An 18672-nucleotide genomic window follows, 5' to 3' on the forward strand; every position below is an offset into this window, starting at 1 on the left:
CGACGGGATCCGTGCGCGGGCGCGGGGGAGCGCCCCCGCACGGATTCGTCGGGTCGGTTCAGGCTCCCGGGCAGCGCTGAGCCACCCGGTTCACCTCCTCGAAGGGTCGAATGCGCGGGACGCGCGGCGGGAGAAGGACTGGCGCCTGCCGATCGGCACCTCCGACTCAACGCCATCCGCCCCCTCCCGCACATGGGCGCCGCCCCCGCATATTCCCCGCCCCCGACCCACCTGCGAATGGTGGTGGTACGCCCTCTCCCGCCCCGGTCCGTAGCGTGGTAAGGAACGGCCCTACCGAGGGTTGAGCCCTCGGCGCAGACCCGAAGGGTTCTGCCGTCGGGCGCAGGGCGGGGGCGCTCGATAGAATTTCTGCTGAGGAAGGGGGCGCCGGATGGGCGCGGACCTGAGCCAGTACACGGGCCGGCCCTCCGGGCTGGTCGGCAAGCAGATCGCCGGGTACAAGGTCGAGCGCATGATCGGCCGAGGCGGCATGGCCGTCGTCTACTGCGCCAAGGACCTGCGCCTGGACCGCACGGTCGCGATCAAGCTGATCGCCCCCGAGCGGGCCCGCGACGAGACCTTCCGGCGCCGGTTCACCCACGAGTCGAGGGTGGCCGCCTCGATCGAGCACCCCCACATCGTGCCGATCTTCGAGGCCGGCGAGACCGACGGTGTCCTCTACATCGCCATGCGCTACGTACCCGGGCTGGACCTGCGGGGCCTGCTGGACCGGGAAGGCCCCCTCCCCGTCCCGACCGCCCTGCGGATCGCCGCCCAGGTGGCGTCCGCCCTCGACGCCGCCCACGACCACGACCTGGTGCACCGGGACGTCAAACCCGGCAACATCCTGGTCGCGGCGGGACCCGACCGGGAGCACCCGGAGCACATCTACCTGACGGACTTCGGCCTGACGAAGAAGTCCCTGTCGCTGAGCGGGTTCACCACGGCCGGGGAGTTCGTCGGCACCCTCGACTACATGGCGCCCGAGCAGATCGCCGGCCGGCCGGTGGACGGCCGGTGCGACCTCTACAGCCTGGCCTGCGTCGTCTACGAGACCCTCGCCGGCGGGCCGCCCTTCGTGCGCGAGGAGGACGCGGCCCTGCTGTGGGCGCACCAGTACGACGCGCCGCCGCCCCTGACCGAGCGGCGGCCGGACATCGCCCCCGCCGCCGACGAGGTGCTCGCCAAGGCCCTGGCCAAGGTCCCCGAGGACCGATACGGATCCTGCCTGGAGTTCGTGGCGGCCCTGCGGGCCGCCACCGCGGACGGCCCCCGGCCGGACCACAAACCCCGGCGCACCACGGAGGTGGTGGCCACACCGCCTCCGGAGCCCCCCGAATGGGCCCTGCCCGTCTTCCGCAGCCCGGCCGGCCTCGTCTGGTCCCCGTAGTGGCGTGACCGCAAAGGTTCACCAGGTCACGGCGCCCCACACCTTGACGGTCACAGCACCTGACCCGACGGCAAGTGCCGCGCCGGGCGTCGCGACGGGGCGAACGTTGCCTGACGCGGCACTAGGGTCTATATCGAGTTGCCCCGCGGCGTCGCGACGCCCGGCACGCACCCTCGGCGCACGAGCCACATGCCCCAGTAGCTCCGCTACGAGGACATCCGTCCCGCACGCCGAGGGCACGCACCGAACGCCGCTCCTTGCTCCACGGGGCAACTCGATACAGACCCTAGAAGCCGAGCAGCGACTGCTCGGCCCAGATGGTCTTGCCGACGGTGGCGTGCCGGGTTCCCCAGCGCTGGGCCAGTTGCGCCACCAGCAGCAGACCACGCCCGCCCTCGTCGAAGGTCCGGGCCCGCCGCATGTGCGGGGCCGTGCTGCTCGCGTCGGAGACCTCGCAGATCAGGGTGTCCTTCTCGTGGATCAGCCGCAGCTGGATGGGCGGCTCGCCGTACCGGATGGCGTTGGTGACCAGTTCGCTGACCAGCAGTTCGGTGACGAAGGAGGCCTCCTCCAGCCCCCACGTCGCCAGCTGGTCCGTGGTCCGCCGGCGGGCCTGGGAGACGTCGGAGGGATCCGAGGTCAGGTCCCACACGACGACCTTGTCGGCGTGCAGGGCCCGCGTCCGGGCCACGAGCAGGGCCACGTCGTCATCGGGACGGTGGGTCAGCAGGGCCGTCAGGACCCGGTCGCAGACCGTGTCCAGCGTGGAGGCGGGCTGCGCCAGCGCGGCGAACATCGTGTCCAGGGCCTCGTCGATGTCCCGCTCGCGGGGCTGGAGCAGCCCGTCCGTGTAGAGGGTCAGCACGCTGCCCTCGGGAAGGTCTACGTCGAGCGTCTCGAAGGGCAGGCCGCCCAGGCCCAGCGGCGGGCCGGCCGGCACGTCCAGGAGGTACACCGAACCCTCGGGGGAGACCACCGCCGGCGGCGGGTGACCGGCCCGGGCGAGCGTGCAGTGCCGGGTGACCGGGTCGTAGACCACGTACAGGCACGTCGTACCGATGCCGCCGGCGCTCTCGTCGACGGCCTCCCGGCCGCCCTCGTCGGCGGACAGGTGGATGATCAGGTCGTCGAGGTGGGTGAGCAGCTCGTCGGGCGGCAGGTCGACGTCTGCCAGCGTGCGTACGGCGGTGCGCAGCCGGCCCATCGTCGCCGAGGCGCGGATACCGTGTCCGACGACATCGCCCACGACCAGGGCCACCCGCGCGCCGGAGAGCGGGATCACGTCGAACCAGTCGCCGCCGACACCCGCCTCGGTACCGGCCGGAAGGTAGCGGGAGGCCGTCTCCAGCGCGGGGTGGTCGGGCAGCGTCTGCGGGAGCAGACTGCGCTGAAGCGTCATGGTGCTGGTGTGCTCCCGCGTGGACCGGTGCGCCGCATGGATGCTCGTGGCCGCCCTGCCCGCGAGCTCCTCGGCCAGCGTCAGGTCCTCCGGCAGGAAGGGCTCCCGGCTCCCGCGGCGGCCGAAGACGGCCACGCCGAAACTGATGCCGTCGGATTGCATCGGCACCACCATCATCGAATGGGCCCCGTGCGCACCGATCCAGGCGGCCGCCGGGTCGCGCGCCATCCACGCCGCGACCGCCGGGGCGGTCGTCGCGTACACGGCGCCACGGCCCGAGGCCAGACATTCGGCGGGCGGCGACAGCGGCGCGTAGACGGCCGTCTCACCGACGGCGACCCGCCCCTCGGAGCTGCCTTCGACGGCCGACCGCACCGCCGTACGGCACACGGTGACCGGACCCGGCGGCGGGCCGGAGGAGTGGCCGTTGCCGCGCGGCAGAGGGTCGAGCAGGTCGACGACCGCGAAGTCGGCGAGCCGGGGGACCGCCACGTCGGCGAACTCCTGCGCGGTACGGGTGCTGTCCTCGGTCGTCCCGATGCGCGCGTCGGCGGCGTCCGGAAGGATCATCTGCTGCGTCTCGACCTCGGCCCCGGTCCGGTCGTGCGCGGCGAGGCACACGGCGCGCACGACACCGTCCCGGTCCCGCAGCGGGGCCACCGACGTCGCCCAGCCGTGCTCCGCGCTGACCCCGGTGGCACGGACGAAGGCTTCCATGTGCTGCGGTTCCCCGGACTCCAGCGCCAGGCGCATCCTGTGTTCGGTCTCCTCGCTCACCGGGTCGGGGGCGATCTCCGGCAGGCGCAGCCCGAGCATCTCGGATTCCGTGAGGGACAGCGTGCGCTCCATGCCCGCGTTCGCCCGTACCAGGCGCAGATCGGCGTCGAACACCGCCAGAAAGCAGGGGGACTGGGAGAACGACCACTCGTGCAGCGGATCGCCCCACGCGGAGCCGTCACCGCCCCGCCCGCCCGCCACCGCGGACACCACGTACCACGTGGTGTTCCCGCCGGTGGACGTCCAGCGGTGTGCCAGCAGCCCCTGTTCGAGTCGGCTGCCGTCCCGGTGGCGCAGCGCCACGGTGCCGCTCCACCGCTCCTGCTCGGGCGGGATCCGGCGCGCCTCGTCGCCGACGCCATCGGCCAGCAGGAACCCGGCGGGCCGCCCCACCACCTCGGCGGATGTGTAACCGAGCAGCTGAGTGGCGCCTTCGCCCCACTCGGTCACGATGCCCCGCTCGTCGACGGCGGCCGTCGCCGTGTACGCGGGCCGCCAGCGGGCATCGGTCTGCTCCGGCCGCTCACCGGGAGGGGTGGGAAGTCGCTCCATCGCCGCTCATCTCGCCCTCGCTAGATCCGTCACCGCTGTCCCACGGGACCTGCACGGCCAGGGGCCTCACTGACAAGCATCATCCGCCGGGGCAAGGAGCACCAACGCAGTGCTGCCGGCAGAGGCGCCCGGCCGGCCGGTGCGCCAGCACGAGGGCCAGGAGCGCGTCGTCCGCCCGCCACACCATCGCGCGGCGGCGTCCGCCGAGGACGGGCGGCCGGAGGCCGAGGACTACGACGCGACGCGGCGCGGGGCCGCGCCGAAGACGGAGCTCCGGTCCGCCGACCGGTCACGAAGCTCCCTGCACGACGGATCATCGGGGGCCTCCGCTCCGGATGGCGATTCGGCCCTGCTTTTCCGCAGGACGGTCGATTGCCACCCTGCCCGGGGCGGGGAAAGGGCCGTAGTCCCGGCCATTCGTCACTTGACAGAAGGCGGAACCGCGGGGAAAGGCGGTTTGGCGCAGGCGCTGCCGCGTGCGCCCGCGGACGTCAAGTCACGCATTCCAGTGGCCTGACGCCCGCACCTGAACCGAGGTGTATTCGACGTACGCCTTCACCGGAAATCCCGGAGGCCGGTTTCGCATCGGATGGAGAATCGTCGTGTTCGAGTGTTCCTGGATCCGCGGTGTCGTTCTGACCGCAGTCGCCGTGACCCTGGTGGGCAGCGGCATCGGCCTGCTGGCGTCCTCGATGGCCGCCCCCGTCACAGCCCCGCGACCGGCAGTCCTGCTCCTTCCCCTGGACGGCGCGGGCGCCGTTCACACGGGGTATTCCACGGTGACCGTCCAGACTCCGGATTTCGAGGAGGAAAGGGACCTGAAGTCGAGACCCAGGCCGGGCGGGTGAAAAGCTCAGGTCGCCGCCACCGTCCGGAGTTTCGTGGGCCGCCCGGAAGCGGGCCCCGCCACCCGATGTGCCGAGGCCGGCCCGGGGCCGGGCCGGCCTTGAGGGCTGGATCAGGCAGCCTGGTCGGCGGTGGTGGGGGCCGGGGTGCGGTGGGAGGCGGTGGCGAGGAGCCGTTGCCGCCGGGGGCCGCCCGGGACGCGGTGCAGGCCGTACGAGCCGGGCTCGCGGGCTTCGCCGGCCAGGTGCTTGATGATGCCCTGGCAGATGAACTCCTTGAGCTTCGCGCCGGGGCGGCCGGCGACGTGGAACCAGAGCGCGACATCGCTGCGGCGGGCGACCTGGAAGATGCCCGCACGGCGCCCGAGGCTGATGCACTGGCCCGCGAACACCGCGTTCAGAGGCGCGGGCCGCTCGCCCGCGATCCGGCTGAGCACCGTGTCGGCGGCCCGCGCGCCCAGCGGAATCGCCGCCTGGCAGCTCATCCGCAGGGGCAGCCCCGAGGGGGCCGCAGAGTCCCCGGCCGCGACGATGCGGTCGTCGTCCACGCTGGTCAACGTCTCGTCCGTGAGCAGACGACCCTCAGCGTCGGTGCTCAGCCCACTGCGGACGGCCAGGTCCGGCACGCCGAAGCCGGCCGTCCAGATGGTCACCTCGCTGGGCAGTCCGCGGCCGTCACCGAGACGCACGGCGCCACGGGTCACGGCCGCCACCTTCGCGCCCGGGCCTTCCAGCACGGTCACACCGAGCCGGGCCAGCCGTCCGGCGACCGAGCGGCGGCCCCGGGCATGCAGATACGGCCCGAGCACCCCGCCGCAGACCAGGGTCACCGTCCGGCCCTGCTCCGCCAGTTCGGCGGCGGTCTCGATGCCGGTCGGCCCGCCCCCGACCACCGTCACCGCCGCCGTCGCGGGCGCGGCGGCCAGGACCGGCCGCAGCCGCTGCGCCTCCTCCAGGCTGTTGATCGGATAGGCGAACTCCGCGGCTCCGGGCACCCCCGGGTCGGCGCTGCCGCTGCCCACGGCGTAGACCAGGTAGTCGTAAGCGGCGGTGCCGCCCGACGCCAGCGCCACGCGGCGCGCTGCCGCGTCGATCTCCGTCACACTGTCGACCAGCAGGCGGACACCCCTGCCCAGGACCTTCGCGTACTCGACGACCGCGTCGTGGGAGCCGCCCACCAGCTGGTGCAGGCGGATCCGCTCCACGAAGTCCGGGCGCGGGTTGATCAGCGTCACGGTCACGTCGGCGTGCTGCGTCAGGCGGTCGGCTGCCATGACGCCGGCGTATCCGCCGCCGATCACGACGACTTCGGTGTTCTCGGCCATGGTGGGCTCCCCGTGCTCTCGTTGTCGGCTTCCGGGCACAAGACACCGGTGCCCCGTCCGCTGTGACAAGGGCATTGGTGTGACCTGCGGCACACCGGGCCGTCCGCCTTCGCTCAGCGCAGTACGGCCGCCAGCAGGTCGGCGCCCAGCGCCGTCAGGTCGGGCAGGCTGAGGGTGTAGCGGACGTACCGGCCGCGCCGGCGGGCCGTGAGCAGACCGGCGCGGCGCAGCACGGCGAGATGGCGGGACACCTCCGGCGGTGACAGTTCCCAGGCGTGGGCCAGCTCTCGGGTGGTGTGCGGGCCGCGGGCCAGGGTGCGCAGCAGCCGTAGCCGTACGGGATGCGACAGCGCCTCCAGCCGGAGGGTGACCGTTTCCAGCGACACCGGCTCCGACGGGCTCGGCTCGGCCACCGGGTACTGCACCACCGGCTGCCATCCGGGGGCGTGCACCACCGCCAGGTGGGGGCTGCCGAAGACGCTGGGTATGAAGGTGACTCCGGTGCCGTGGGCGGCCGTCGCCTTGTCCAGGAGCTTGTCCACGACGATGCAGTCGCCGTCCGGAGCCAGCGAGACCGCGCCGGAGACGGATGCGAGCGCCGTTCCCACGCCCTCGCGCCTCAGCAGGTCGTTCTTCACGCGCAGGTCGGTGGCGAGGCGTACGGCGACGTCCGCCCAGGCGGCGTCGAAGAAGGACTCGGCGCACTGTTCGAGGGTGTCGCGCACCCGCGCCCGTACGGCGGCCGGATCCGCCAACAGGCCTTCCGCGAAGGCCTCCTGGTGCACGCCGCGGGCCTGCGCCAGATCCAGGGCGCGCTCCCGCGCGGTCGCGTCGGTCAGCGGTGACGGCGCCCCGAACCGGACCCGGTTGCTGCCGCAGGTGGTGACGAGCGCCGCGGTCACGTACCGCTCGTCGCCGATCCGGTCCACCTCGTCCAACTCCTCCGCGAGGGTCTGCCGGGGCCGCGGGGGAAGCAGGAAGTCGGCCTGCGAGGAACGCCAGAGGAAATCGGCCTCCTGCAGGCGCTCGGCCAGCTCCGGCCGCATCCCGTCCCAGACCTCCCCGGCCCAGTCGGCGAACTGGGGATGATGCCCCGGCTCCGCCAGCACGTGCAGCATCGCGGTCAGTTCGGCCAGCGGGGAGGCGGCGAACCGCAGCCGTCCGGACGGCAGTCCGCCGATGTCGATCCTCAACGTCACGCGCTCAGCATCGCCGACCGCACGTCCCGCGGTGACACCGGGTTGACGAAGTCCGTCAACCCACGTGCCCGGCCCTGTTGCCGCCCGCACGTTGACGCCATGGAAACCATCTCCACGATCCGGCCGCGCGCCCTCGTCCGCGCCTCCGGAGGCCCCCGCTATGCCGTCGCCCTGGCCGTGGACGCGCTCGGCACCGGCCTGCTGCGGCCCTTCCTGCTGCTCTACGGGGTGATGGTGCTGCGGCTGTCCGCGCCGGCCACCGGCATCGCCATGACGGCGGGCATCGTCGTCGGCCTGGTGTGCATGCCCGCGGTGGGCCGCTGGCTGGACCGGGGCGCACGCAGCACGGTCGTGGCCGCGTCGATGCTGGTGCGGGCACTGGGCGTGGCGCTTCTGCTGGCCACCCCGGCCGGACACGTCTGGCTGTTCGCGACGGCCGCGCTCGTCCTCGGCGTCGGCAACCAGGCCTGGCCCGCCGCCCACGCGGCCCTCGTGGCCACCGTCGCCCACGGCCGGGAACGCGACACCGCCCTCGCGGCGGGCCGCGCCCTGCGCAACGCCGGCCTGGGCGCCGGCGCGCTCCTCGCCACCGCCTGCCTGGCGGGCGGCGCCACCGCACTGCGGGCGATGGCGGTCGCCACCGGCATCGCCTACCTCACGGCGGCGGTCCTGGCGTGGTCGGTCCACCTGCGGGCGCGCCCGGCCGCGACCCCGGCCGAGGACGGGACCGGGACGGGGCCCGGGCCCCGGATGCCCGCCCTCCTGGCCGCCAACGTGGTCTACGCCTTCTGCCTCAATGTCCCCGAAATCGCGCTCCCCCTGGTGCTGGTGACGCAGTTGCACGCCTCCCCGGTGTGGTCGGCGGCCGTCTTCGTGGCCAACACGGTGCTCGTGGTCACCCTCCAGGTCCCGGTCACCGTCCTGATGTCCCGCTTCCCCCGGCGGACCGTGCTGTCTGTCGCCGGAGTGGTGCTCGCCGCGTCCTACCTCGGCTTCCTCGCGGCCGCCTCCCTGGGATCCGGCTGGGCCGCCCCGGCCGTCGCCGCGGTCTCCGTCGTCTGCACCATCGGCGAGATCATCTACGCCGGCAGCGCCACGGCGCTGGTCACCGCCCTCGCCCCGGCCCACGTCCTCGGGCGCGCCCTCGCCCGCTTCGAGCTCTCCACGGGCTTCGGCCTCGCCGTCTCCCCGGCGGTCATCACCGCACTGGCACCCCACGGCCCGGGCGCGCTCTGGGGCGGGCTCGCCGGTGCGACGCTGCTGTCCGCCTCCGCCGTCGCCGCGGAGAAGGACGCAACGGAGAAGGACCGGACCGAGAAGGACCGGACCGAGAAGGACCGGGAGGCGCGCCTCAGCCGGAGGTGACGGCCCGTTCCGGCAGGCTTCCTCGTCCCGGCGGGCACCCCGGTCGGCCCGGCGCTGCTCGGACTCGCCGCCTCCTGCGGCCTCTCGTACGCCGGCCGGGTGCGCAAGGGGCAGGGGGGCCGACGTCCTGGTCAGTCGATGCGGCGGGCCCCCGCCGACGGCACGGCCTCCAGCACGGCCGGCGTCCCGAAGCCCGCCGCCGCGAAGGCGGCCGTCACGGCCCGGGCCACGGAAGCGGCCGCCGCGGCCGGGACCAGGGCGATCACGGAGCCGCCGAAGCCGCCACCGGTCATCCGGGCGCCCAGGGCACCGGCGGCGACCGTGGCCTCCACCGCGAGGTCGGTCTCCGGGCACGAGACGCGGTAGTCGTCCCGGAGGGAGGCGTGTCCGGCCGTCAACAGCGGCCCCAGAGACTCCGGTTCACCCGCCGCGAGGCGGTCGACGGCCCGGCCGACCCGGGCGTTCTCGGTGACCACGTGCCGGACCAGCGGCGCGAGGTCTTCGGGCAGCCCGGCGAGGGCGCCGGGCAGCTCCACCTCGGAGAGGTCCCGCAGGGCGGTCAGCCCCAGCAGCCCCGCCGCCCGCTCGCACCCCGCGCGCAGCGCCGCGTACGCCCCGTCGGCGAGGTCGTGCGCGACCCGGGTGTCGAGCACCAGCAGGCGCAGCCCGTGCCCGGTGAGGTCGAAGGGGACCTGCCGGACCTCCAGGCTGCGGCTGTCGAGGTGCAGGGCGCTGCCCTCGGCGCAGCAGACCGACGCCATCTGGTCCATCACCCCGCAGGGCACGCCGGCGAAGGCGTTCTCGGCGTGCTGCGCCACGCGCGCCAGCTCCGGCCGCGACAGCCGCAGCGCGTACAGCTCGTCGTACGCGACGGCGAGCGCGCACTCCAGGGCCGCGGAGGAGGACAGGCCGGCGCCCGTCGGCACGGTGCTGTCCAGGTGCACGTCGGCGCCGCCGACGGGCAGGTCCCGCTCCCGCAGCGCCCAGACCACCCCGGCCGGGTACCGGGCCCAGCCTGACACCGAGCCGGGGGCGAGGTCCGCCACCGCGAGCTCGGTGACCCGGCCGTCGCCCTGGGCGCTGTGCAGGCGCAGCAGCCCGTCGTCGCGGCGGCCGGCTGCCAGCACGGTGGTCTGCGGCAACGCCATCGGGAGGGCGAAGCCGTCGTTGTAGTCGGTGTGCTCGCCGATCAGGTTGACCCGGCCCGGGGCCGCCCAGACTCCGTCGGGGGCGCGGCCGTGGAGGTGTTCGAACTCCCGGCGCACGGCCGCGGCTTCCGCCGCGGGCCCGGTCACAGGGCCTCCCGCAGCCGCCGCGCCGCCGCCTCGGGCGCGACGTCGTTCATGAAGGCGTCCATGCCGGCTTCGGTCCCGGCCGTGTACTTGAGCTTGTCGGCGCTGCGCCGGATCGTGAACAGCTCCAGGTGCAGGGCGAGTTCCCCGCCCCCGACGAGCGGGGCCTGGTGCCAGGCCGCGATGTAGGGGGTGGGTGCGGCCGCCGGCCCGAAGAGCCGGTCGAAACGGCGCAGAAGGTCCAGGTACAGGCCGGGGAACTCGGCGCGCTCCGCCTCGGTGAGCCCGGTCAGATCGGGGACCCTGCGGTGCGGGTGGAGGTGGACCTCGTACGGCCAGCGCGCGGCGTACGGGACGAAGGCGGTCCAGTGCTCTCCGGCGAGGACCACGCGTTCCGTAGCCGCGCGGGCTTCCGCGAGGATGTCCTCGAAGAGGTTGCGTCCGGTGCGGGCGCGGTGCGCGGCCGCGGCGGCGAGGTGCTTGGCGGTGCGCGGGGTGGTGGTGGAGAAGGCGTAGATCTGGCCGTGCGGATGGGCCAGTGTCACGCCGATCTCCGCGCCGCGGTTCTCGAAGCAGTACACCTGCCGTACACCGGGGCGGGCGGACAGGACGGCGGTGCGGTCGGTCCAGGCGTCCAGGACCAGCCGGGCCCGCTGCTGCGTGAGGTCGGCGAAGGCGGCGCCGTGCTCCTGGGTGTAGCACACGACCTCGCAGCGGCCCGCTTCTCCGGCGAGGGAGGGGAAGCGGTTCTCGAAGACGGCCACCTCGTAGTCGGCGGCCGGGATCTCGCTCTGCCGGCCGTCCCGGGAGGGGCAGAGCGGGCAGGCGTCGGCGGGCGGGTGGTAGGTACGGGACTGCCGGTGGGCGGCGATGGTGACCCAGTCGCCGGTGGCGGGATCCCGGCGCAGTTCGGGGGCGCTCTCGAACGGCTCCAGCGGACGCCGGTCCTCGGCCCCGCGGTCCCGGCCGGGTGCGCTGTCGTAGTAGATGAGCTCGCGGCCGTCCGCGAGCTCGGTGACGGTCCTGTGCACGTGCACGTCCTCGCCTGTCTCGTCAGGGGTGACGGCCGGGGCCGACGCGTCCTCGATCATACGGCCGTCCGGGGCGGTCCGGCCGTTTGCCCCCCGCCCGAAGGGGCAGGCGCAGTGCGCGGGCGGGCCGGGAGGGAGGCCGTCCGCTATCTCACCGTGGAAGGGATGTGACGAGGATGAGGGTGGCTTTTCTCGTGGCGCCGGAAGGCGTGGAGCAGATCGAGCTGGAGCGGCCGTGGCAGGCCGTGGCGGACCAGGGCTGGCAGCCGCGTCTCGTGTCGACCCAGAGCGGCGAGATCCAGGCGTTCCATCACCTCGACAAGGCGGACACCTTCCCGGTCGACGACGTGGTCGGCGCCTGTGGACCGGACGACTACGACGCACTGGTGCTGCCGGGCGGTGTCGCCAACCCCGACGCCCTGCGCATGGACGAGGGCGCGGTCGACTTCGTACGGGGCTTCTTCCGCAGGGGCCGGCCGGTGGCGGCGATCTGCCACGCCGCCTGGACGCTCGTCGAGGCGGACGTGGTGCGGGACAGGACCGTGACGTCCTGGCCGAGCCTCGCCACCGACCTGCGCAACGCCGGCGCCACCTGGGTCGACGAAGAGGTACGGGTCTGCCGGGCGGCGCCCGGCACGCTGGTCACCAGCCGCAGGCCCGGCGACCTCGACGCCTTCTGCACCGCCTTCGTCAAGGAGTTCGGCACGGGACCGGCCGCGGAGGCTTCGTCCGCGGAGGCTTAGCCCGCAACGGGTCCGTCCGGCCCCTGACGGACCCTCGGTGCGGGCCCGGGCGGCGGGCTGTGACGGGAGGTGGACCGTCGACGAGGCCGGCGGCATGCCCGCGGTGCCCGACCGGCCCCGCGTCATACCGGCCACACCGCCCCGCACCTACGGCGGCAGGCCGGCGCAGGCCGCCGCCGACTGGGCCGAACGCCTGCCCGAGGACGCCCTGGCCCTGGACCTGGAGGGCCGGATCATCTTCGTGGACGGCACCGCCGCGGACCTGCTCGGCCGGACCTCCGGCCAGTTGCTGGGGACATGGCCCTGGCAGTCCCTGCCCTGGCTGGACGCACCCCTGGCCGAGGACCGCTACCGGTCCGCAGTCCTCAGCCGCGAGCCGGTCGAGTTCACGGCCCTGCGCCCACCGGACATCGCGTTGCCTTTCCAGCTCTATCCGGACTTCAGCGGCATCAGCGTCCGCGTCACCCGCCCCGCCCGGCACGTGGAGACGGTGCGGTCCGACCCGCCCGCGGACAGGCCCGTCCCGCGCACCGGCCGGATCCACCAGCTCCTGCACCTCGCGGCCGCCATGACCGAGACGGTCACCGTCCGCGACGTCGTCGAGCTGGTCGCCCACCAGGTCCTGCCCGCGTTCGGAGCCGACGCCCTCGTCCTGTCGGCCGCCGACGCGGGCCGCCTCAAGATCACCGGGTACCACGGGTACGATCCCGCGACCATCGAACAGCTCGACGGCCTGCCCCTGGGCACCGGGCTGACCCCCGCCGGGCAGGTACTGGCCGACGGTGTGCCCGCCTTCTTCGCCGACCCCGCAGCGATGGCCCGCGCGCACCCCGGCGCAGCACGGATCAGCGGCAAACAGGCCTGGGCGTTCCTGCCGTTGACCATCTCAGGCCGCCCGGTGGGCTGCTGCATCCTCTCCTACGAGCGGCCGCACGACTTCACCGCGGACGAGCGGGCCGTCCTCACCTCCCTGGCCGGGCTGATCGCCCAGGCCCTGGACCGGGCCCGGCTGCACGACGCGGCGCACGACCTCGCCCACGGCCTCCAGCAGGCCCTCCTCCCGCACACCCTGCCCCGCGGTGCCGGGCCTGCAGGCCGCCGCCCGCTACCTGCCCGCAGGCCACGGCATGGACATCGGAGGCGACTTCTACGATGTCATCGCGCTGGACGCCACCACCGTCGCGGCCGTCATCGGCGACGTCCAGGGGCACAACGTCGCCGCCGCCGCCCTCATGGGGCAGGTCCGCACCGCCATCCGCGCCGCCGCGGGCGCACCGCCCGGCGCGGTCCTGGCCCGCACCGGCCGCCTCCTGGCGGGTCTGGACACCGAACTGCTCGTGTCCTGCCTCTACGTCCACATCGACCTCGCGAGCCGGTGCGCGACCATGGCGAGCGCCGGGCACCCGCCGCCGCTGGTCCACGCCCCGGGAACCCCGCCGCGGCGCGTGGACCTCGACCTCTGCCCGCTGCTCGGCATCGGCGCCGACACCCCGTGCCCCCGAAACCCGCCTGGAGCTGGCCCCGGGGACCCTGCTCACCTTCTACACCGACGGGCTGGTCGAGAAGCCCACCGCGGCCGGCGTCGACGCCGAGCGTGGCACCGACGAACTCGCCGCGGTCCTCGCCGAGAACGACGGGGCGGATCTGGACGACCTCATCGAAGGCGCTCCTGCCCGGTACCGGCGCGGCGGCCGTGCACACGGACGACATCGCGCTGCTCCTCCTGCGTCTGTGACCGCGGGAGGAGCGGCGGCAGCCGCCCGGGTGCCCGGCGCCCGGCGGCTACAGGTACGGGTCGAAGGGGATGCCCGCCGGCTTGGCCTCCGCCAGGTGGGAGGCGAAGGAGCCGTCCTTCAGACCGAAGTGCGCGCTGCCGAAGTCGGCCTGGCTGAGCTTGTCCCGGAGCCCGGCCGGGTATCCCGACCAGCCGACGAGCGTGGGGTACTGCCAGGTCCCGCGGTGGTTCTCCGGGGGTTCGTCGTTGGTGTTCGCCGCGCGGAAGCAGTGGGTGCCGATGCCGTCCTTGTGGTAGACGATCTTGGGATGGGTGCCGTCCCAGCGGATCCGGTCGCGCGCGTGGATCTCGAAGTCACCGTGCGCGGAGGTGGCGACGTACGTGGCCTCGCCGCCCTGGATCCAGACCACCACATGCTCCCAGTCGTGGCGGTGGCCGCCGAGGCTGATGCCGGGGATCGCCTGGTCCTTCTCGAAGTAGAGCGCGTAGACCACGGCGCACCAGCCGTTGTTGCACTTCCAGCGCGAGTATCCGTTGGTGTTGGCGAGGTCCGAGGCGTCCCGGCAGTTGCCGTCGAGGGCTCCGGTGGGCTTCAGCCCGCCGTTCAGCACCCCGCTCGGGCCTATGGCAGGTGTCGGATAGCAGCCGTCGGTGTCGTAGTCGTAGGCGGGCTGGAAGGTCCGCTCGATCTCCTCGGCCTGGCCGGGCAGCGCCGGGGGCGGAGCCGCGAAGGCCACCTGCGGGACGCCGACGACGAGCGCGAGGGCGGCGCCGGCGACGACGAGGGATCTCCGGATGCGACGGTTGGTCCGCACAACAGGCCTCCTGGCCGGTCGGGTTCGGGGGTGGCGGGCCGGAGACGGCCACCGCCGACCGACACGCCCGGAGCATCATTCGCGAACCGGGTCGGCACGGCAAGGGTCCGCGCAGCGTCTGCTTCATGCGCGGTGAACCCGAACTCCCTGCCAGAATGGGAGAGTTGATGAAATGTCAGAAATGGCGGCGGCGGGGGAGCCGGGGCGTGGGTGCGGCTCCCGTCGCGCACGACAGGTCCGCCCCCGTGAGCGGGGGCGGACCACAGTCGCGGCCGGGAGCCGTCACACGGTCACAGGCCGACCGTGTTCATGAGGATGATGGCCGCGAGGTTCAGCAGGATGACGGTGACCACGATGCCGACCGAGATCCAGGCCTTGCGCGATTCGTCCATGGGCGCAGGTCACCTCCCGACGGGGACGCGCCGCCGCGCGGCGGTCCGGCAGCCGGCCGGCGGCCCGGCCGGCCTCCTTCCATGATGACCCCGCCCCCTGCGCGGCACACGTCCTGCGCCCCTGTGCGTCAGGCCGCGACCCAGGCCGCCGTCCTGCCGAGGACGGCCGCGCCGTCCAGGTCCGTCAGCTTGGTCCCGGTGAAGTCGCGGGCCCACGGGGTCCCTGGCCTCTCAGCGGCTGCGCTGCCAGGCCGGGCGGCGGCGGGAGGTGCCGCGCGGTCTGCGGAGCCTGCGGCCGGACGGGGCCGACGGGGCCAGTGCGAACGTCACCGTGATGTGCGCGCCCCCCAGCGGGCCGCGGGTGATGCGCATCGAGCCGCCCGTGGCCGTCGCCGCCCGCTGCGCGATGTCCAGGCCCAGTCCGGTGGACCCGGTGCTGCTCCCGCGGGACAGGGCCCGGTCCGGTTCGGGGATGCCGGGGCCGCCGTCCTCCACGACCAGCTCCACGGCCTGGGCCGTACGCACCACTTGGACGCCGAACGGGGTCCCCGGCGCGGTGTGCCGGAAGATGTTGCCGATCAGCGCGTCCACGACGGCGGCGATGTCGTCGTCGGAGAGGCTGACGGCCGTGGGCTCCTGGGTCAGGTCGAGGGTGCAGCAACGGTTCTGCTGTTCCGCCAGCACCGACCAGAAGGCCGTGCGGCGGCGTACGACGTCGGCCGCCTCGCAGCGCGGGCCGGAGGCCCCCGTAGCGGCGGGCGCCTTGCCCCCGGCCGGCTCCGTGCCGAGCAGGCCCTGGCCCATGGGGCCCACGGCCAGCGGGGTGCGCGCCGCGGCGATGATCGCCTGGAGCTCCGTCTCCAGCTCGCCGACGGCCGCCTCCACCCTGGCCGACTCCGGCGTGCCGGCCATCCGCTCCGACGCCAGGTGCAGGGCGGTCAGCGGGGTCCGCAGCCGGTGGGACAGGTCTGCGACCATTTCGCGTTCGACGGCGAGCAGCTCGGTCATCCGGTGGGCCATCGCGTTGAAGGCGATGCCCGCGTCGCGCAGCTCCCGCGGGCCCATGGGGTCCACGCGCGTGTCCAGATCGCCCTGGCCCAGCGCCTGCGACGCCTGCGCCAGCCGCTTCGAGGACCGGACGACCTTCGCGCCGAGGCGGTCGGCGACCAGGACGGAACCGCCGACCAGCCCCACCGCGAGGAAGAGCATGACCGCCCACGATTCCCTGACCCCGCGGGTGAGTTCCGCCTCGGGGACGAAGTTCTCGATGACGGCGACCTGGTCGCCGGGGAGCACCACCGGCTGCAGGCAGATCCAGCCGTTCGGGATCTCCTGGGAGATGGACTCGCGGCCCTGCTGGGCCCGTTGGAGCAGCGCCGCCGGGGCCTTGGAGGTGCCGAGGGCCCCCGAGCCGGGCAGGTGGACGACCAGGTGCTCGGCCGCGTCCAGGCTCGCAGCCGACTCCCTCAGCGCGTACGGGTCCGTGGTCAGGGTGAGTACGGGCGCCAGGGCGGCGGCCCGCTGCTCGGCGGCGTTGACGCCCTGCTCCCTGACCAGCGACATCACCAGCAGGGCCAGCGGTATGAGGAAGGAGAGGGCGACCATGGAGGTCACGGCGAGGGCCACTCCGGCCAGGGAGCGCCTCAACGGGGGGCCACCAGTTTGATGCCGACGCCCCGGACGGTCAGCAGGTAGCGCGGGGCCGCCGCGCGTTCACCGAGCTTGCGCCGCAGGGACGACAGGTGCACGTCGACGGTCTGGTCGTCCACGTACGGCTCCCGCCAGACCTCCGTCAGCAGCCGGCGTTTGGAGACGACCTGCCCCGAGTGGTGGGCGAGGAACGCCAGCAGGTCGAACTCCCGGCGGGTCAGACGCAGCTCCCGCCCGGCCAGGTACGCGGTGCGCGCCCCCGGGTCCACCGCCAGCTCGCCCACCACGGTGGCCCGCAGCGGTTCGGCCGCCGCCGCGATCGGTGCACCCGCCGCGGCGGCTCCGGCGGGCGGGACGTGGCTGGTGCGCCGCAGGACGGCGGAGAGGCGGGCGACGAGCTGCCCGCCTGAGAACGGCTTGACCAGGTAGTCGTCCGCGCCCGCGTTGAGGATCTTGATGATCTCGGCCTCGTCGTCGCGCGCGGTGGCCACCAGTACGGGCACGGAGGATATGCCCCGGATCATGCGCAGGGCGTCCCCTCCGTCCAGATCGGGCAGCCCCAGGTCGAGGACCACGGCGTCGACCGGCGTCTGGGTGACCTCGCGCAGGGCGCCGAACCCGTCGGCGGCGCTGCGTACGGCATACCCGTGTTCCGTCAGGACCTCGATCAGGGACTGGCGGATGCTGGGGTCGTCTTCCACGACCAGGACGCTCGGCATGCGGACACCTTAGGGGGTCACCTGGCGCCGGGGCTCACCACCAGTACTGCGGGTAGCGGCCGCCGGGTGCGGCGGGCGCGCGAGAGGGCGCAGCCCGCGAGGACGATCAGCACCGACGCCCGGCCAGGAGCGGTACGAAGGTACGCGGGTCCGGCGTGCGCAGGACGATGACGACGGCGGTGGCGCAGGCGGGCGAGTGCGGGGTCCTGGCCATGGTCATCACCGCGAGCGCGACCCCGGCCGCGACGGCCGCCACCCAGGGCGAGCTGCCGAAGGCGGCCAGCCCCGCGTAACCGACGGCGGCGCACAGCAGGTGGCCGGCGACCACACTGCGGGGCTGGGCCAGCGGCAGGCCGGGCACGCTGTGCACGATCGCCGCGGACGCGGCCAGCGGGGGTATCAGGACGGGTACGTGGAGGGCGGCGCCGATGGCGACCAGGCCCAGCATGACGGCGGTGGCACCGCTGACGCTGTGCAGGACGGTACCCGGCGCCGGAGCGGGGGCGCGTCCCACGAGGCGTGACGATATCCGGGTGCGCGCGGCCGCGGGAGTACGGGGCCGCGCCTGCCGCGCCTGCTCGCGCTCGGGGGCGATCTGGTCGGTGCTCAAAGGGGACGACGTCTTCGGGGCAGGGCCGGCGGGCATGGGGCCGTCCGGCGGTGAACGGCGGGGAGGGCGGGATCGCCCGGCAGGCCCGCGCGATCGGCACGTGGGCGCGGCCGGCGGGTCCGGGGTGCGGCGGCCCGGGGTGGGGGGGCGTCCGTGAACCCCCTGGATCATACGAAGCCGCCCGAACCGGGCAGCCGCCGGGTCCGCTCCCCGCCGCCCCGTGCCGGTCCGGACGCCCGTCACGGAGCCTCGAACACCGGGCCGTCACCGGTGACGCGCAGCCGCACGGGGCGGTCGGACACCGGAATGGTGCAGCCGTCCCGCGTGCTGCAGCTCGCATACCCGACCAGTACGGTCGCGTCGCCGTTCCCGTCGGCGCGTACGGGCAGCGTCGTGGTGACCGGGCCGTCCGGGTAGACCGGTACCGGGGCGTCCACACCGGGCACACTGATCGACCGCACCTCCGCGGCGGCCTTCAGCCTGCCCTCCGCCGTGAGGGCTCCGGCGACCCCCACCGCGGTCGGCCGGCCGACGCCCTCGATGCCGGTGGCCGGCAGCTCGGTGCTGTAGAGGTGGAAGCCCTTGGCCTCGGGCGTGAAGACCGCCGTGAGGGTGCCCTTCGAGGCCTTCCAGTCGGACACCGACAGCGTGACGGTGACCCCGTTCTCAAAGAAGCGCGTCGTGGGTGCGGGGCCGGAGCGGGATCCGGATCCGGAGCCGGCGGTGTCCGCGGCGGGCTGCCCACCGCATGCCGACAGCGCGGCCAGGGCGAGGAGGGCGGCCGCGACGCGGGCCTTCCGGGAATGCCGTGCATACAGGGACGTGTTCATCGG

The 18672-nt window shown here is 74.2% G+C and carries 14 protein-coding genes and 3 pseudogenes; 7 read left to right on the forward strand and 10 right to left on the reverse strand.

The window, feature by feature from the left end; translation table 11 throughout:
- The first annotated feature begins 391 nt into the window (after positions 1–391).
- Positions 392–1390 carry a serine/threonine-protein kinase gene (locus ACFWFZ_RS00140; RefSeq protein ID WP_387114223.1) on the forward strand — a complete coding sequence of 333 codons (999 nt, stop codon included), beginning with the start codon at positions 392–394 and terminating at the stop codon, positions 1388–1390.
- Positions 1391–1676: 286 nt separating this feature from the next.
- Here the strand turns inward: ACFWFZ_RS00140 and ACFWFZ_RS00145 are convergent, their stop codons facing one another.
- Positions 1677–4118: a SpoIIE family protein phosphatase gene (locus tag ACFWFZ_RS00145; RefSeq protein ID WP_387114226.1), complete on the reverse strand. Its 2442-nt coding sequence runs from the start codon at positions 4116–4118 to the stop codon at positions 1677–1679.
- Positions 4119–4720: 602 nt separating this feature from the next.
- Here ACFWFZ_RS00145 and ACFWFZ_RS00150 point away from each other — a divergent pair.
- Positions 4721–4966 carry a hypothetical protein gene (locus ACFWFZ_RS00150; protein WP_387114229.1) on the forward strand — a complete coding sequence of 82 codons (246 nt, stop codon included), beginning with the start codon at positions 4721–4723 and terminating at the stop codon, positions 4964–4966.
- A gap of 110 nt (positions 4967–5076) precedes the next feature.
- Here the strand turns inward: ACFWFZ_RS00150 and ACFWFZ_RS00155 are convergent, their stop codons facing one another.
- Positions 5077–6288, reverse strand: a complete 1212-nt coding sequence (locus ACFWFZ_RS00155; protein ID WP_387114232.1) for an NAD(P)/FAD-dependent oxidoreductase — start codon at positions 6286–6288, stop codon at positions 5077–5079.
- A gap of 113 nt (positions 6289–6401) precedes the next feature.
- Entirely contained in the window at positions 6402–7487 is a 1086-nt protein-coding gene (locus tag ACFWFZ_RS00160) for a DUF5937 family protein (protein ID WP_387114235.1), read from the reverse strand.
- Between the two features lie 99 nt (positions 7488–7586).
- Between ACFWFZ_RS00160 and ACFWFZ_RS00165 the strand changes: the two genes are divergently transcribed.
- Entirely contained in the window at positions 7587–8852 is a 1266-nt protein-coding gene (locus ACFWFZ_RS00165) for an MFS transporter (RefSeq protein WP_387114238.1), read from the forward strand.
- Between the two features lie 131 nt (positions 8853–8983).
- Here ACFWFZ_RS00165 and galK read toward each other — a convergent pair whose 3' ends face one another.
- Positions 8984–10147 carry a galactokinase gene (gene galK, locus ACFWFZ_RS00170; RefSeq protein WP_387114241.1) on the reverse strand — a complete coding sequence of 388 codons (1164 nt, stop codon included), beginning with the start codon at positions 10145–10147 and terminating at the stop codon, positions 8984–8986.
- Positions 10144–11175 (reverse strand): galactose-1-phosphate uridylyltransferase, encoded by a 1032-nt coding sequence (galT, locus tag ACFWFZ_RS00175; protein ID WP_387116212.1) that lies wholly within the window; start codon positions 11173–11175, stop codon positions 10144–10146. Before galT ends, galK begins: the two co-directional genes overlap by 4 nt.
- Before the next feature lie 176 nt (positions 11176–11351).
- On the opposite strand from galT, the gene ACFWFZ_RS00180 reads away from it, so the two are divergent.
- The 4 genes and pseudogenes from ACFWFZ_RS00180 to ACFWFZ_RS00195 form a co-directional block, all read left to right on the forward strand.
- Positions 11352–11918, forward strand: coding sequence for a type 1 glutamine amidotransferase domain-containing protein (locus ACFWFZ_RS00180; protein ID WP_387114244.1), 567 nt, complete (start codon positions 11352–11354; stop codon positions 11916–11918).
- 568 nt (positions 11919–12486) lie between these two features.
- Positions 12487–12858, forward strand: a pseudogene (locus tag ACFWFZ_RS00185) (GAF domain-containing protein); the annotation flags it as partial.
- 292 nt (positions 12859–13150) lie between these two features.
- Positions 13151–13345, forward strand: a pseudogene (locus tag ACFWFZ_RS00190) (SpoIIE family protein phosphatase); the annotation flags it as partial.
- A gap of 103 nt (positions 13346–13448) precedes the next feature.
- Positions 13449–13526, forward strand: a pseudogene (locus ACFWFZ_RS00195) (hypothetical protein); the annotation flags it as partial.
- Between the two features lie 174 nt (positions 13527–13700).
- Here the strand turns inward: ACFWFZ_RS00195 and ACFWFZ_RS00200 are convergent.
- From ACFWFZ_RS00200 to ACFWFZ_RS00220, 5 genes are all read right to left on the reverse strand, one after another.
- On the reverse strand, positions 13701–14468 hold the full coding sequence (locus ACFWFZ_RS00200) for an NPP1 family protein (RefSeq protein WP_387114247.1): 768 nt from the start codon (positions 14466–14468) through the stop codon (positions 13701–13703).
- Between the two features lie 623 nt (positions 14469–15091).
- Positions 15092–16507: an ATP-binding protein gene (locus tag ACFWFZ_RS00205; RefSeq protein WP_387114250.1), complete on the reverse strand. Its 1416-nt coding sequence runs from the start codon at positions 16505–16507 to the stop codon at positions 15092–15094.
- Positions 16504–17229, reverse strand: a complete 726-nt coding sequence (locus tag ACFWFZ_RS00210) for a response regulator transcription factor (RefSeq protein WP_387114253.1) — start codon at positions 17227–17229, stop codon at positions 16504–16506. Before ACFWFZ_RS00210 ends, ACFWFZ_RS00205 begins: the two co-directional genes overlap by 4 nt.
- Before the next feature lie 106 nt (positions 17230–17335).
- The gene (locus ACFWFZ_RS00215; RefSeq protein ID WP_387114256.1) at positions 17336–17839 is read right to left on the reverse strand and encodes an HPP family protein; all 504 of its coding nucleotides are present in this window, start codon (positions 17837–17839) and stop codon (positions 17336–17338) included.
- A 239-nt stretch (positions 17840–18078) separates the two neighbouring features.
- A complete protein-coding gene (locus tag ACFWFZ_RS00220; RefSeq protein WP_387114259.1) occupies positions 18079–18669 on the reverse strand; it encodes a hypothetical protein in 591 nt (196 codons plus the stop codon).
- Between the last annotated feature and the right edge of the window lie 3 nt (positions 18670–18672).

Origin of the sequence: Streptomyces sp. NPDC060232 (genome assembly GCF_042726555.1) — a bacterium.
Taxonomy (GTDB): Bacteria; Actinomycetota; Actinomycetes; order Streptomycetales; family Streptomycetaceae; genus Streptomyces.